General features: G+C 71.9%; 10 protein-coding genes and 4 pseudogenes. 3 read left to right on the forward strand and 11 right to left on the reverse strand.

What is annotated here, in order from left to right:
- Positions 1 to 16 precede the first annotated feature (16 nt).
- The 6 genes from OG245_RS15565 to OG245_RS15590 form a co-directional block, all read right to left on the reverse strand.
- A complete protein-coding gene (locus OG245_RS15565) occupies positions 17 to 1,603 on the reverse strand; it encodes an APC family permease (RefSeq protein WP_371624130.1) in 1,587 nt (528 codons plus the stop codon).
- Positions 1,604 to 1,830: 227 nt separating this feature from the next.
- Entirely contained in the window at positions 1,831 to 3,297 is a 1,467-nt protein-coding gene (locus OG245_RS15570) for an aldehyde dehydrogenase family protein (RefSeq protein ID WP_371624131.1), read from the reverse strand.
- Entirely contained in the window at positions 3,294 to 5,033 is a 1,740-nt protein-coding gene (locus OG245_RS15575; RefSeq protein WP_371624132.1) for an amidohydrolase family protein, read from the reverse strand. Before OG245_RS15575 ends, OG245_RS15570 begins: the two co-directional genes overlap by 4 nt.
- A gap of 221 nt (positions 5,034 to 5,254) precedes the next feature.
- On the reverse strand, positions 5,255 to 6,376 hold the full coding sequence (locus OG245_RS15580) for an LLM class flavin-dependent oxidoreductase (protein ID WP_371624133.1): 1,122 nt from the start codon (positions 6,374 to 6,376) through the stop codon (positions 5,255 to 5,257).
- 110 nt (positions 6,377 to 6,486) lie between these two features.
- Entirely contained in the window at positions 6,487 to 7,284 is a 798-nt protein-coding gene (locus OG245_RS15585) for an SDR family NAD(P)-dependent oxidoreductase (RefSeq protein ID WP_371624134.1), read from the reverse strand.
- A gap of 11 nt (positions 7,285 to 7,295) precedes the next feature.
- Positions 7,296 to 8,240: an LLM class F420-dependent oxidoreductase gene (locus OG245_RS15590; RefSeq protein ID WP_371624135.1), complete on the reverse strand. Its 945-nt coding sequence runs from the start codon at positions 8,238 to 8,240 to the stop codon at positions 7,296 to 7,298.
- Positions 8,241 to 8,514: 274 nt separating this feature from the next.
- On the opposite strand from OG245_RS15590, the gene OG245_RS15595 reads away from it, so the two are divergent.
- Together OG245_RS15595 and OG245_RS15600 are read left to right on the forward strand one after the other, a co-directional pair.
- A complete protein-coding gene (locus tag OG245_RS15595) occupies positions 8,515 to 8,919 on the forward strand; it encodes a VOC family protein (RefSeq protein ID WP_371624136.1) in 405 nt (134 codons plus the stop codon).
- A gap of 69 nt (positions 8,920 to 8,988) precedes the next feature.
- A pseudogene (locus tag OG245_RS15600) lies at positions 8,989 to 9,231 on the forward strand (aldo/keto reductase); the annotation flags it as partial.
- On the opposite strand, the pseudogene OG245_RS15605 reads toward OG245_RS15600, so the two are convergent.
- Positions 9,231 to 9,383: pseudogene (locus tag OG245_RS15605) on the reverse strand (MOSC N-terminal beta barrel domain-containing protein); the annotation flags it as partial. The pseudogenes OG245_RS15600 and OG245_RS15605 sit on opposite strands and share 1 nt — an antisense overlap.
- Before the next feature lie 143 nt (positions 9,384 to 9,526).
- Entirely contained in the window at positions 9,527 to 10,357 is an 831-nt protein-coding gene (locus OG245_RS15610; protein WP_371624137.1) for a M23 family metallopeptidase, read from the reverse strand.
- A gap of 491 nt (positions 10,358 to 10,848) precedes the next feature.
- On the opposite strand from OG245_RS15610, the gene OG245_RS15615 reads away from it, so the two are divergent.
- The gene (locus tag OG245_RS15615) at positions 10,849 to 12,222 is read left to right on the forward strand and encodes an MFS transporter (protein ID WP_371624138.1); all 1,374 of its coding nucleotides are present in this window, start codon (positions 10,849 to 10,851) and stop codon (positions 12,220 to 12,222) included.
- Between the two features lie 233 nt (positions 12,223 to 12,455).
- Here OG245_RS15615 and OG245_RS15620 read toward each other — a convergent pair.
- The 3 genes and pseudogenes from OG245_RS15620 to OG245_RS15630 form a co-directional block, all read right to left on the reverse strand.
- Positions 12,456 to 12,506 (reverse strand): annotated as a pseudogene (locus tag OG245_RS15620) (hypothetical protein); the annotation flags it as partial.
- A gap of 49 nt (positions 12,507 to 12,555) precedes the next feature.
- Positions 12,556 to 12,945, reverse strand: a pseudogene (locus OG245_RS15625) (multicopper oxidase domain-containing protein); the annotation flags it as partial.
- 31 nt (positions 12,946 to 12,976) lie between these two features.
- Entirely contained in the window at positions 12,977 to 14,911 is a 1,935-nt protein-coding gene (locus tag OG245_RS15630; RefSeq protein ID WP_371624139.1) for a long-chain fatty acid--CoA ligase, read from the reverse strand.
- Positions 14,912 to 14,998 lie beyond the last annotated feature (87 nt).

Raw genomic sequence — 14,998 nt, forward strand, 5'->3', positions numbered from 1 at the left:
CGGCCCCCCGGAGACCTCAGTCCTGGACCACCAGGGCCGGGGTCTCCTTCGTCAGGATCTCGCCCCGGAAGAACGCCGGGCTGCGGCGCTCCATCGCGACCATCAGCACCACGCCGAGGAGCAGCAGCCCCACCCCGATGACGAACACCGATCCGACGCCGAACACCGAGGACCCGGAGCCGTACGCCGGGTCCCACATGTCGTAGAGGGTCTTGGCGAAGACGGCGGCGAGCAGGGTGCCGCCGAGCAGCGGGAAGAGGCCCTTGAAGACCAGGTCCCGGGCGGAGCGGGTCAGTTCGGCGCGGAAGTACCAGGCGCAGGCGAAGGCGGTCAGCGCGTAGTAGAAGCAGATCATGAGGCCGAGCGCGTAGATGGTGTCGACCAGGACGTGCTCGCTGACCAGGGTCATCACGGTGTAGAAGACGCCGGTGCCGATGCCCGCCGTGACCGTCGCCCGGCCGGGGGTCTTGAACCGGGGGTGGACCTTGGCGTACGAGGCCGGCATCGCCTCGTACGCGGACATCGCGAGGACCGTGCGGGCGACCGGGATGAACGTGGTCTGGAGGCTGGCGGCGGCCGAGGCGAGGACCACGAGGAAGAGCAGGACGCCGAGGCCGGGGCCCATCACCGGTCCGGCGAGGGCGGCGAAGACGTTGTCGGAGGTGTCCGGGTTGGCGAGGCCGAGGCCGGAGGTGCCGGAGCCGACCGCCATCTGCGCGGCGATGCCGGTGGCGAGGTAGGAGCCGACCAGGACGACCATCGCGATGAGGGCCGCGCGGCCGGGGGTCTTCTCGCTGCCGGTGGTCTCCTCGTTGGCGGTCAGGCAGGCGTCCCAGCCCCAGAACATGAAGATCGAGAGGGACAGCCCGGCGGTGAAGGCCGCGAAGGACTGGACGGCGAAGGGGTTCAGCCAGGACCAGGAGAAGTCGAGCGAGGAGGCGAACTCCGGTCCGCCGCCGCCCGCCTTGCTCAGGGCCATCGTCACGAACACCGCGAGGACGACCAACTGGAGCCCGACCAGGGCGTACTGGATGCCCTTGGTGGCGGTCATGCCCCGGTAGCTGATGGCGGTGGCGACGGCGATGAGGACCAGGCAGGTGAGGATGTGGACCGGCTTGCTGTCGTCCAGGGCGGCGACCGACGCGCTGCCGGTGATCTCCCCCGCGAGCAGCCAGAAGTACGAGGTGGCGACGCCCGCCAGGTTCGACAGCACGATGATCGTCGCGATCACCAGGCCCCAGCCGCACATCCAGCCGACGCGCGGGCCGAACGCCTTCACCGTCCAGGTGAAGGAGGTGCCGCAGTCCGGCATCGCCCGGTTCAGTTCGCGGTAGGCGAAGGCCACGAGCAGCATCGGCAGGAACCCGGCCAGGAAGACGGCGGGCATCTGCACGCCGACCTCTCCGGCGGTGGAGCCGAGGGTGGAGGTCAGGCAGTAGACGGGGGCGACGGTCGAGACGCCGATGACGGCGCTGCCCAGGAGGCCGACGGAGTTTCCGCCGAGCCCCTTGCCCCGTACGCCACCGCGGCCGTCACCACCGTCGGCCGGGGCGCTTCCCCGTACCGTGTCTCCGGCCCGTGGCCGCGCGTCCAGCTGACTCATGAAGAGGACGCTATGCGCTGCGATATCCACATCCGGAGGGTGAGACTCCCACGTCTCACCCTTGGATACATCAACCAACTCCCCAGGAACGCCTCATCAATTCAAGGTCACATTCGCGTGAAGCCTTGCAATGCATGCCACTCGGCCGAGCGTGGCGACGTACGGTAATCGCAGCACTGTCCGTTTTGTGCTGATTCAAAATTTTCCCGCACCCCGTGGAGACGCCCTCAGCCGGGCCAGACGATCGCCTGCGTCTCGCTGTAGGCGTGCAGGGCGTACGAGCCCACGTCCCGCCCCACCCCGCTCCTCTTGAACCCCCCGAACGGGGCCTCCATGTTCCGCCCGACCGTGTTGACGCCGACCCCGCCCGCGCGGAGCCGGCGGGCGATCCTGAAGGCGCGGGCCACGTCGCCGGACCACACGTAGTCGATGAGGCCGTAGTCGCTGTCGTTGGCCAGCGCGACGGCCTCCTCCTCGTCGTCGACGGGGACGACCACGACGACCGGCCCGAAGATCTCCTCGCGGACCACCCGCATGTCCGGGGTGCAGTCGGCCAGCAGCGTGGGCGCCACGTAGAAGCCCCGGCCCGGGTGGCCCGGCCGGACGCCGCCCGTGACGACCCGCGCGCCCTCCTTCCGGCCCAGCTCCACGTACGCCTCGACGCGGTCGCGGTGGGCCGCGGAGATGACCGGGCCGACGACGGTGGCCCGGTCGCGGGGGTCGCCGACGGTGAGCCCGTTCGCGTACGCGGTGAGCGCGGCGATCAGCTCGTCCTGCCGGGACCGGTGGACCAGGACGCGGGTCGGAGCCGTACAGATCTGTCCGCTGTAGAAGGAGAACGTCGTGCCGATGCCCGCGACCGCGGAGTCCAGATCGGCGTCGTCGAGGACGAGCGCCGCCCCCTTGCCGCCCAGCTCCATCAGCTGCCGCTTCATCCCGCGCCCGCACACCTCCGCGATGCGCTGCCCCACGGCGGTGGACCCGGTGAAGCTGACCATGTCGACGTCGGGTGAGTCGACGGAGGCCTCCCCCGCCTCCGCGCCCGAGCCGGTGACGACGTTCACCACCCCCGGCGGAACGCCCGCCTCCGCGAGGGCGGCGGCCATCCGGTAGACGGAGAGCGGGTCCTGCGGGGCGGGCTTCACCACGACCGTGTTGCCCATGGCGAGCGCCGGTGCGATCTTGCCCGCCGGGTTGGCCCAGGGGTTGTTGTACGAGGTGATGCAGGTGACCACGCCGACCGGCTGGCGGACGGCCAGCGCCCCGAAGACCCCGGCCCGCCCCATCGGCCCGGCCTCGTTGATCTGGGGTGCGACGGCCTCCTCGACGGGCTCCAGGGCCCCGCGCGCGTACCGCCGGAAGCGCGCGATGCCCACCCCCACCTGCATGGACCGGGCGGTGGCGGCGGTGGCGCCGCTCTCCGCCCGCGCGACCTCGGCGTGGGCGAGGAAGTCCCGCCGCACGATGTCGGCGGCCCGGTCGAGGATCGCGGCACGCTCCTCGGGCCGGGTCCGCGACCAGGCCGGGAAGGCCGCCTTGGCCGCCGCGGCCGCCTCGTGCACCTGGGCGCGGGTCGCCTCGGGGGCGAGGCCGACGACCTCCTCGGTGGCGGGGTCGACCACCTCGTAGTGCCCGCCGTCGGGCTCGGTCCACTCGCCGTCGATGAAGAGCCTGCCGGGGCTGCTGTCGCTCACGCCGTACTCACCGTCCGGGTGTCGCGGCCCGAGCGCAGCACCGTCCCCGGCACCGCGCCCGTCACCTTGTCGTCGCGCAGGGTCTCGACCCCGTTGACGCGTACGGAGACGATCCCGATGGCCTTGGAGTCCAGGCGCGGGCTGTCCCCGGGCAGGTCGTGGACGAGGGTGGCGGGACCGGCGTCGATCCGCTCGGGGTCGAAGAGGACCAGGTCGGCGTGGAAGCCCTCCTCGATCCGCCCGCGTTCGCGCAGCCCGAAGAGGCGGGCCGGGTCGTCGGTGAGCATCTTGACGGCGGCGGTCAGCGGGACGAGCCTGCGCCCGCGCAGACAGTCGCCGAGGAAGCGCGTGGTGTACGGGGCCCCGCACATCCGGTCCAGGTGGGCGCCCGCGTCGGAGCCGCCGAGCATGACGTCCTCGTGCTCCCAGGTCCGCTGCCGCAGCGCCCAGGAGTCCGGGTCGTTGTCGGCGGGCATCGGCCACAGGACCGTACGCAGGTCGTCGGCGGCGCAGATCTCGACCAGGCAGTGGAAGGCGTCCTGGCCGCGCTCGGCGGCGATGTCGTCCACGACCCGCCCGCCGAGCCCCTCGTTCGCGGCGCTGTAGGTGTCCCCGATGACGTACCGGCCGAAGTTCGCGAGCCGCCGGAAGACCCCGGCCTCCTTGCTGTCAGCGCGGCGCAGCATCTCGGCGCGGGTGCCGGCGTCCCGAAGGCGTTCGATGCGCTCGGGGACGGGAAGCGCGAGGATCTCACCCCAGCCGGGGATGAGGTTGAGGGCGCAGAACGTGCCGAGCGACATGTTCATGGGCGTCAGGATCGGCATGGTGAGGGCCACGATCCGCCCGCCGGCGCGGCGGGCCCGCTCGCTCGGGATCAACTGGCGCGGTACGCGCTCGGGGACGGCGGCGTCGATGGTGAGGACGTTCCAGTTGAGCGGCCGTCCGGCGGCGGCGGTCATGTCGACGAGGAGGTCGATCTCCTCGTCGGAGAACTGGTCCAGACACCCGGCGACGATCGCCTCCAGCTGCGTCCCCTCGTGCTCGCCGACCGCGCGGGACAGGGCGAGCAGCTCCTCGGGCCGGGCGTGCCGGGAGGCGACGGGCTCGCCGTCACCGTCGGAGTGGGTGGAGGACTGGGTGGTGGAGAGTCCCCAGGCCCCGGCGTCCATCGCGTCGTGGAAGAGGGCGAGCATGGCGTCCAGCTGCGCGGGGGTGGGCTGCCCGCCGACCGCGTCCGCGCCCATGACGTGCCGGCGCAGGGCGCAGTGCCCGACCATGAACCCGGCGTTGACGGCGATGCGGCCTTCCAGGGCGTCGAGGTACTCGCGGAAGGTGGACCAGCTCCAGTCGACGCCTTCCTCCAGCGCGGCGAGCGCCATGCCCTCCACCCGCGACATCATCCGCCGGGTGTAGTCGGCGTCCTCGGGCCGGTCGGGGTGGAGCGGGGCGAGGGTGAACCCGCAGTTGCCGCCCGCGACGGTGGTGACGCCGTGGTTCATGGAGGGGGTGGCGTAGGGGTCCCAGAAGAGCTGGGCGTCGTAGTGGGTGTGCGGGTCGACGAAACCGGGGGCGAGGACGAGCCCGTCGGCGTCCTCGCTGGTGACGGCCTCTTCGGTGATCGTCCCCGGCTCGGCGACGACGGCGATCCGGCCGTCGCGGATGCCGACGTCGGCGGTACGGGCGGGGCCGCCGGTGCCGTCCACGACGGTCGCGCGGCGGATGAGGTGGTCGAGCATGACGGTTCCCTTCTCGGGGTTCCTTCTCCGGCTCGGTGGGACAGCCGGGGCGCGCACGCTTCTGGCCGCGGTACGCACCCCGGCTCATCAGGGCGACGGTCCGGGAAGACGCCGCCCGGCTTTTCCGCGGGGGCTCCGCCCCACACCCCCGCTCCTCGGGCGAGTCCTTCCAGCCCCGCCGGCGTTTGAGGCGCGGGGTCCGGGGCGGCGCCCCGAGAGGGTCAGCCCGCGGCCCGGAACCGCGAGGTCCGATGCACGGGATCCGTGTCGATCTGCGGGATCACGTGCTCCCCGATCAACCGGATCGTGTTCATCGTGTCCTCGGGACTGATCCCGACCGGCAGCCCGAAGCTCAACTGGTCCGCCCCCGCCCGATCCCACCGCCGGCACTGCTTCAGCACCTCGTCGGGATCCCCGCAGATCATCAGCTCCTCCGCGATGAGCAGCTCGACAATCTCCTCGGTGTACTCCGGCAGCAGCTGCGGCCACTCCGGGATCCCCTCCGGCCGGGGGAACGTGTCGTGGTAGCGGAACAGCAGCGACTGGAGGTAGTTGAGCCCGCCGCCGACCGCGATCTCCACGGCCTTGGCATGCGTCTCGGCGCAGATCGCGGTGGACGTCACCATCACGTTGTCGTTGACGAACGCGCCCACCGGCTCGGCGTCCTTGACCGCGTTCTTGTAGGACTCGACGACCCACTCCATGTCGGAGACCTTCTGCACGCTGAAGCCCAGCACCCCGAGCCCCTTCTTCCCCGCCATGGCGTACGAGGACGGCGACCCGGCCGCGTACCACATGGCCGGGTGGGACTTCCCGTACGGCTTGGGCAGGATCTTGCGCGGCGGCAGGGACCAGTGCTTGCCCTGGAAGCCGACGTACTCGTCCTGGAGCCACATCTTGGGGAACTCGGCGATCGTCTCCTCCCACAGCTCCTTCGTGTGGTTCATGTCGGTGATGCCCGGCATGAACCCGAGGATCTCGTGGCTGCCGGCCCCGCGCCCGGTGCCGAACTCGAAGCGCCCCTCGGAGAGGTGGTCGAGCATCGCGACCTTCTCGGCGACCTTCACCGGGTGGTTGACGGGCGCGAGCGGGTTGAAGATGCCGGAGCCGAGGTGGATGCGCTCGGTGGCGTGCGCGAGATAGCCGAGGTAGACGTCGTTGGCGGAGAGGTGCGAGTACTCCTCCAGGAAGTGGTGCTCGGAGGCCCAGGCGTACTTGAAGCCGGACTTGTCCGCCTGGATGACGTACTCGGTCTCCTCGATCAGCGCCTTGTGCTCTGCCTCGGGGTCCGCCTTGGCACGCGCGGCGGGCACGTACCCCTGAACAAAGAGCCCGAATTCCACGGAGGTTCACCGTCCTCAAGTTTTTCTGACGCACCGTCAGATTGTGATGCTGCCGACTGTTCCACCGCCACCGCGACCCGTCAATACCTGACGCCTCGTCAGGACGGCCGTCAGAACGGGCTGACCCCCGCCAGCCATCCCCCGTCCACGACGAACGGCTGCCCGGTGATGTACGAGGAGTCAGGGCCGGACAGGAACAGGACCAGCGCGGCGACCTCCTCGGGCCTGCCGATCCGACCCATCGGCACGAGCTTGCGGTAGTACGCGTCCAGGGCCGCGCCGGACGTCGACAGTTCGGCGTCCGGGTCCAGCAGGGCCGGGTTGGTCATCGCGGTGTCGACGGCCCCCGGGCAGACGGCGTTGACCCGGATGCCCTTCCCCGCCAGCTCCATGGCGGCGACCCTGGTGAGCCCCACCACCGCGTGCTTGGTCGCGGCATACGCGCCGACCAGCGGCATGCCGGTGAGACCGGTGTACGAGGACGTGTTGACGATCGTCCCGCCGCCCGCGGCCTCGATCTCGGGCGCGACGGCGCGCATCCCGAGGAACGCACCCGTCATATTGACCCGCACCACCTGCTCGAACTCGGCCAGCGGGGTGTTGACCAGCTCGTTGAAGCGCAGGATGCCCGCGTTGTTGACGAGCCCGTCGATCTTCCCGAAGGCGTCCTTGGCCACGGCGACGGCGGCGGCCCAGTCCTCCTCGCTCCCGACGTCCAGCCGTACGAACCGGGCGGCGCCCTTGCCGTACTCCTCCCCCAACTCCTGTACCAGCGCCTCCCCCTGCTCGACCAGCACATCGGCGACGACGACCCGCGCGCCCTCGGCCGCGAAGAGCCGCGCCTCGTGCTCGCCCTGCCCGCGCGCCGCCCCGGTGACCAGGACGACCCGCCCGTCCAGCTTGCCCATGTCCGTCTCCTTCACGTACCGAGGTGGGGGGCCACGTCCGCACCGAACGCCGCCATCTGATCGGTCAGTTCGTCCACGCTCCGGCTCCGGAAGCGCACCTGGATCTGGTGCACGCCGATCGCCGCGTACTCCCGCAGCGACTCCGCGAGGGCCTCCGGCCCGCCCGTGAGCGTCCGCCGCCCCACGGACCACCCGGGCTCACCGACGTACAGCGGTTCGGTGATCGCGCCGATGACGATCGGCGCCCCGACGCCCGCCTCCGCCCGCAGGGCGTGCACCCGGGCGATCCGCTCGGGCAGCCGGTCCCGGGGATCGCCCTGCGGCAGCCACCCGTCCCCGCGCACGGCGGCCCGGCGGGTGGCGGCGGGCGAGGAGCCGCCCACCCAGATCGGCACCCGTTCCTGAACCGGCCGGGGCCGCTGCCCGAGCCCGCTGAACGAGAACCGCCGGCCCGCGAACTCCGGGTACTCCTCGGGCCCCAGCGCGGCCCGCAGCGCGTCGATCGACTCGTCGAGCACACCCCCGCGCCCGTCGAAGTCCGCCCCGACCGCCTCGAACTCCTCGCGTACGTGCCCGGCCCCGACACCGAGGATCAGCCGGCCGCCGCTGAGGTGGTCGAGGGTGGCGTACTGCTTGGCGGTGACGAGCGGGTGGCGCAGTCCGACGACGGCGACATGGCTCATCAGGAGGACGCGCTCGGTGACCCCGGCGAGAAAGGCGAGCGTGGCGACGGGGTCGTACCAGACGGTGCTCATGCCGTCCGCAAGCCGCCTCGGGATGGCGACGTGATCGCAGCCGGCGATGTAGGCGAAACCGCCGCGGTCGGCGGCGCGGGCTATGCGGACGAGATCGGCGGGGGTCGCCGCCGCCTCCCAGGGTTCCGCGTAGATGACGCTCTGCGACTGGACCGGCAGCTGCATCCCGTACGACAGCGGCCCGCTGGGCAGTATCGGCACGGCGGCCTCCTTCCCCTCCGGCCCGGGGCGGTCCGCCCCGGGTGACGGCCGCCATCGTCATACCTGACGGACCATCAGACAAGGGGCGGGGCGCATCGGGGTGGACCGGCGGCGGGGACCGATGAGTTTCACGGCCGCCGGCGGTCAGGAGTGGTAGGCAGAACGGGTCGACCGACCGCGGCCGGCCCGGCCGACCCACGGATCACGACGGCTCACGACAGCCCACGGCCAACGGCCCTTGGCACGCACGATCGGCAGAGCGAGGAGAACCACCATGACGGCTTCCACCGACGACAGCAGCGACACCACCGGCACCGAGGGCATCACGGGCCTCGGCGTCATCATCGGCAGCACCGACTCCGCCGCCCTGATCGCCTGGTACCGCGCCGCACTGGAGCCCCTGGGCGCCCGCTGGGCGGAGCACCTCCTGATCGTCGGCCCCGGGGCGATCATCGGATTCGACGAGCGGGACGACGTGGCGGACCAGGCCGCCGAACCGGGGCGACAGCTGATCAACCTCACCGTGCGCGACATCCGGGCGGCGGAGAAACACCTCAACACGCTCGGGGTGACCTGGGTACGGCCGGTCGAGGACACCGGGGGCGGCTGGTTCTTCTCCACGATCGTGGACCCGGTGGGCAACTACCTCCAGCTCCTCCAGGGCCCGGGAACACCCTGAATCCCCTCCTCCGCACGGCTCGGACGGCTACGTTGGCGAAGCCGTCCGAGCAAGGGGACTCCAGCGAACATGCCGACCACGCCGAACACGCCGACCACGCCGTCGACGACGACCTTCCGTATCGGCGGAGACCTGACCGTGGGGCGGCTGGGGTTCGGTGCGATGCACCTGCCCACCGAACGGCCCGAGGACCGCGAGGCGGCCACCGCCGTGGCCCGCCGGGCCGTCGAGCTGGGCATCACGCTGATCGACACGGCCCACATGTACGGGAACGGGGCCAACGAGGAGCTGCTGGCGGAGGCGCTCCACCCCTCACGGCGCTGGGTGCGGTAGACCCCGTCGGCGCTGACGACCATGAAGCTGCGGTCGTGTGCGAGACCCGCCGGCGTGAGGTACGCACTGTCCACGGCTGTTCCCGCACACCCCTTGACGGGGTAGGTGAACAGATCGACGACGGTCGCCATGCGGCCCGCTCCTCTGTGAGGTCCCCTGCCCCCGGAACTTCCGCCGTCGGGCCCGTACAGCCAGAGTGCCAGGCCGGCGGATCTTGCTCGACGGCTTTTGCGCCAAACCGCGCCGGGGACGCGCTGCCGGGCCCGCCCCGGGCTCAGCAGTCCGGGATCACCGCCCCGTTGTTGTCACGGGCCTCGTCGTTGCCCCAGCGGGAGAGGTAGTAGGCGGAGACGTACGCGTTGCGGCCGTTCTTGCCCGCGTACACCGTGTCCAGGTCGGTGCGCAGCCACCAGTGGTTGAACTGGGTGGCCGTGCCGACCCGCGCGCCCCACACCTTGCAGTAGACGTAGTTCGTACCGGCGTTCAGGACGCCCTGGGCGTCGGCCGTGTTGGCGGCGGCGTAGCCGGTGGCGTTGGCGAAGGTGTCGACCCAGTGCTTGCCGCCGCTGCCACCGCAACCGTTGTCGCTGGTCAGGTTCTTGTTGTAGTACGAGCCGGGATACGGGGCGAGTGACTGGCCGTTGATCACGATGTTCTGGCCGACGCCGTTGTACAGCTGCTCGTAGTGGATGTGGGCGCCGGAGCTGTTCCCGGTCGAGCCGGTGGTGCCGATCTGCTGGCCCTGGGCGACCTGGGCCCCGTTGGCGACGGAGAAGGCGGCGAGGTGGAAGTAGTACGTCTTCCAGCCGCCGCCGTGCTCGACCGCGATGTAGTTGCCCGCGCCGCTCGGCTGGGAGTAGCGGTAGGCGGTTCCGGCGGCCGAGGCGAGGACCGGAGAGCCCGCGGTGGCCCCGCCGTCCGTGCGGACGAAGTCGAGAGCCTGTCTGACCTCGGCGGAGTGATGGCTGTACGTCCATTGCTGGCCGCAGCCGTAGGGCGCCTTGAAGTTGGGGGCCGCCGCGGCGGGGCTCGCGGCGGCGGTGACGGTGAGCAGGCCTCCGAGGAGCGCCAGCAGGGCCAGCAGACTGGTACGGGTCGAGCGCATGGGCGGGGGAACCTCCGGGTCGACAACCGGGCAGTGGGGTGCGAGGTGCGGAGCACGGGGTGCGAAGTGGGCCTCTGCCTACGCGAGTTGAACGGTGACCAGGGTGCCGCAACTTCCGGCGGAGGGACAGCCCTCGCGGGGCACTTCCGGGGTCCCGCGGACTCCCGGGAGCCCGCCCGCAGTGGCCCGCCCCGGCCGCCCTGGTACCGTCGATCACATGTCTGCAGCTTCGTGCGCGGCCGCTTGCGCCGCGGTGACCAGGACCCTCCGCTAGCGGCGGGGCGTTCTCCTCACACATCTTCAGGGCGTCCAGCCGCTTCGTGATCAGATCCGAGCGGCCTCCTCGTGCTGCTCGGAGCCACCTCTGAGCTACGGAGCACCTGATGTTCTCAGGCATCCTCTCTTCACGCGGATCTTCGCGCGGGTCTTCACGCAGGTCTTCGCGCGGGCACAGCCCGTCCCCCGTACGCGCATGGCTGGTGCTGTGCGCGATGTCCCTGCTGCAGTTCTTCATCGCGGTCGACGTGACCGTGGTCAACATCGCCCTGCCCTCGATCGGCGCCGACTTCGGCGTCGGCGGGCACTCCCTCACCTGGGTCGTGGTCGGCTACACCGTCACCGGCGGCGGAATGCTGATGCTCGGCGGCCGGCTGGGCGACCTGCTCGGGCGGCGGCGCGTGCTGGTGCTGGGCACCGGCCTGTTCGGCGTCGCGTCGCTGCTGGCGGGCCTGGCCCCCACGTTCGGCCTGCTGGTGGTCATGCGCCTGTTGCAGGGCGCCGGGGAGGCCGTCGCGCTGCCCGCCGCGATGGCCACCGTCATCCTGATGTTCCCCGAGGGGCCGCGCCGGTCGCGGGCCCTCGGCGTGTGGGCGGCGGTGGCCAGCTGCGGCCTCGTGCTCGGGTTCGTGCTGTCCGGCGTCATCACCGCTCACCTGGGGTGGCGGTGGATCTTCCTGATCTCGGTCCCGTTCATCCTGGTCGTCCTGCTGGCGGCCGTCTTCCTGGTCGACGGCGACCGGCCCGTGGCCGAGGACCGGCGGCGGGCGCTGGACCTTCCCGGCGCGGTGCTGCTGACCGCCTGCCCGCTGCTGTTCACGTTCGGCGTGGTCGAGGCCGGTGAGCCCGGAACGTCCCCGTGGGTGGTCCCGGCGGCGCTGGCCGGGGCGGTGGCGGCCGGGATCGGGTTCGTACGGGTCGAGGCGCGGTCGCGCAATCCGCTGGTGCCGCCGCGCTTCTTCGCCCACCGCGCCCGGGTCGCGGCCAACCTGGCCACGGTGCTCCTGAGCGGGGCCCTGTCGACGTCGTTCCTGCTGTTCACGTTCTACCTCCAGGACCGGCTGGGGCTGGGCCCGCTGGGCGCGGGGCTGACGATGCTGCCCCTCGCGGTCTCGCTGATCGTGTTCTCCCTGCTGGTGCCCCGGCTGCTGGGCCGTTGGGGGGCCCGCGCGTGCGTGCTCGCCGGCATCGGGTTCACCGCGGCGGCGATGGCCGCGATCGCGCTCGTCTCCGCCTCGTCCGCGGGCGGGGCGGCGCTGGTCCCGGCCATGCTGCTGATCGCGGCCGGCATGGGATTCGGCCTCGTCGGACTCCAGTACGTCGCGGTCACCGGTGTCACCGAGGACGACGCCGGAATCGCCTCGGGCGTCCAGCGCGCCGCCGACCAGCTGGGCGGCGCGGCCGGGGTGGCGGTCTGCGTCGGGGTCGGCTTCGCGCCCACCCTGCACTCCTTCGATCCGTTCGTGGTGGCCACGCTCCTCGCGGGCGTGGGGCTCGCGACGGGTGCGGTCGTGGCCTGGCGGATGCCCGCGCCCGCCGCCGCGCCCGCTCCGGCGGCCGGGGCCGACCCGCGGGAACCGGCCGGGTGAGCCGTGCCCCGACGGGTTGCGCCGCCCGGGGTTCGGGCCGGCGCAACCCGTCGGGGCGAGGAGTACGCACCTCGGTGACCTGGCCCCGGGCGACGGCGGGCCTCAGCCGTGGTGCGCATGCTCTCCGTCCGCGGAAGACCGTGGCGGCCGACCGGCGCGCTGCCCGGGCCCAGGACCACGAACTGGCCCATCATTTCCCGGTCTTCGTGGTACAGCATGTGGCAGTGGAACATGTAGGGGAGGCCGGGGTCCGCGTAGTCGGTGAGCCGCATGATGAGGCACATCACGGTGCGGGGAGGCAGCAGGGCCGTGTCCTTTCCCGGACAGGGCCGGGGGCGGCTCCTTCCCGTCGACCGACAGGACCTGGAACTGCACGTCGTGCACAGGGAAGCTGTGCAGGGTGCCGTCGCCGCTCCGGACCTCCCAGATCTCGGCGGTGTCCTTGCGCACCGCGACGTCGATACGGTCCATCTCCATCCGCCGGCCGTTGATCCGGTGTTCGGCGAGCTCGAACGTCCGGGTTCTGATGGCCGAACTCGCGGCGATCCGGGGGATGCCCGTACGGCACCTGGGAGAAGGTCTCCGAAGCCGCCACGCCTTCGAGCGCGGCCGTGGACCGGGAGCTCGGACTGGAATTCCGCCACTGCTCCTGTGACGTCCTCCGGGCGGCCTGACCATCCCGTGCCCGGCCTGACCACCAGGGGCCGTGCCCAGCCTGACCATCCCGTCCAGGCCGGGCACGGGCCCCGCGCCCTCACTTCCGGTACAACGCCTCGATCTCCCCCGCGAAGTCCCGTGCGATCGCGTCCCGCTTCAGCTTCAGCGACGGCGTCAGGTGGCCCTTCTCCTCCGTGAAGTCCACCGGCAGGACCGTGAACTTACGGATCGACTCCGCGCGGGAGACCAGGCGGTTCGCCTCGTCGACCGCCTTCTGGAGCGACGTGCGCAGGTCCTCGTCGTGGACCAGGTCCCGCATCGGGATGTCCTGCTTCTTCGTCATCCGGCGCCAGTGCTGGAGGCCGTCCGGCTCCAGGGTGATCAGGGCGGTGACGAACGAGCGGTTGTCGCCGACGACCATGCACTGGCTGACCAGGGGGTGGGCGCGCAGCCAGTCCTCCAGCGGGGCCGGGGTCACGTTCTTGCCGCCCGACGTGATGATGATGTCCTTCTTGCGGCCCGTGATCGTCAGATAGCCGTCCTCGTCCAGTGCGCCCAGGTCGCCCGTGGGGAACCAGTCGTCCGGCAGGAGCGCCGGGGTCACCTCCGCCCGTTCGCCGTCCCAGTAGCCCCGGAAGACCTGGCTGCCCCGCAGCAGCACCTCACCGTCCTCCGCGATGCGCACCGACGTCCCGGGCAGCGGCCAACCGACCGTGCCCAGGCGGGGTTTGAGGGGCGGAGTCACCGTGTGGGCGGCCGTGGTCTCCGTGAGTCCGTAGCCCTCGAAGATGCCGATGCCCGCGCCCTCGTAGAACGCGGCGAGCCGCCGGCCGAGCGGGGAGCCGCCGCAGATGACGTACCGGACCCGGCCGCCGAGCGCCGCCCGGATACGGCGGTAGACCAGCGGGTCGTACAGGGCGCGGGCGGCGCGCAGGCCGAGGCCGGGACCGGGGCCCGTGCCGTGTTCGGCGGCCTCGACCGCCTTGCCGTAGCGCTGGGCGATGCGGGCCGCCCGGTCGAACGAGGAGGCCCGGCCCATCTTCTCGGCCGTCGCCCGGCCCGTGTTGAAGACCTTCTCCAGGACGTACGGGATGGCGAGCAGAAAGGTCGGACGAAAGCCCGCCAGGTCGGCGAGGAGGTCCTCGGTCCCGATGGACGGGGCGTGGCCCAGGCGCACCCGCGCCCGCATGCAGCCGATCGCCACCATGCGGCCGAAGACGTGCGAGAGGGGCAGGAAGAGGAGGGTGGAGGCCGGGTCCTTCGAGACCGACTTGAAGACCGGGTGGAGGAGTTCGATCGCGTTGTCGACCTCGGCGAAGAAGTTGCCGTGGGTCAGGACGCAGCCCTTCGGGCGTCCCGTGGTGCCCGAGGTGTAGATCAGGGTGGCGGGGGTGTCCGGTTCCAGGGCGGCCCGGCGGGCCGTCACCGCCTCGTCCGGGATGTCCTTGCCGAGGGACTTGAGCCGGCCGATCGCCCCCGTGTCGAACTGCCACAGGTGCGCCAGGTCGCCGAGCTGCTTGCGCTCCTGGCTGATCAGGCGGCCCTGCTCCTTCGTCTCCACCGCGCAGGCCACCGCGCCCGAGTTCTGGAGGATCCAGCGGGCCTGGAAGGCGGAGGAGGTCGGGTAGACGGGGACCGTCACCAGGCCGGCCGCCCAGGACGCGAAGTCCAGCAGCGTCCACTCGTACGTCGTCCGGGCCATGATCGCGACCCGGTCCCCCGCCCGCAGCCCCTCCGCCATCAGGCCCTTGGCCACTGCCAGCACCTCGGCGGCGAACTCGGCGGCGCTCACGTCCCGCCACGCGCCCCCGGCGTCCTTGCGGCTGAGCACCGGGTCGGACGGGGCCTCCCGGGCGTTGTCGAACGGGATCTCGGCGAGCGAGCCGCGCGTCACGGTCGGCGCGAACTTCGGCACGGAGACCTCCCGGACGCTCCCGTCGGGGCCTCGCTTCTTCGTCGGCTCGACCAGAACGGGCGCGGCTGCGGGGGCGGTTGCGGCGGCGGTTGCGGCGGCGGAAGGCGGCGTTGACACGTGCGGCTCCTCGGTTCGGGGGTCGGGCGGGTCGGTTCGCCGGGTCGTCCGTCCGGCTGAGGTCTCGGGGGAGAGGCTGGCAGGTCA

This window comes from Streptomyces sp. NBC_01116 (genome assembly GCF_041435495.1).
Lineage (GTDB): Bacteria > Actinomycetota > Actinomycetes > Streptomycetales > Streptomycetaceae > Streptomyces.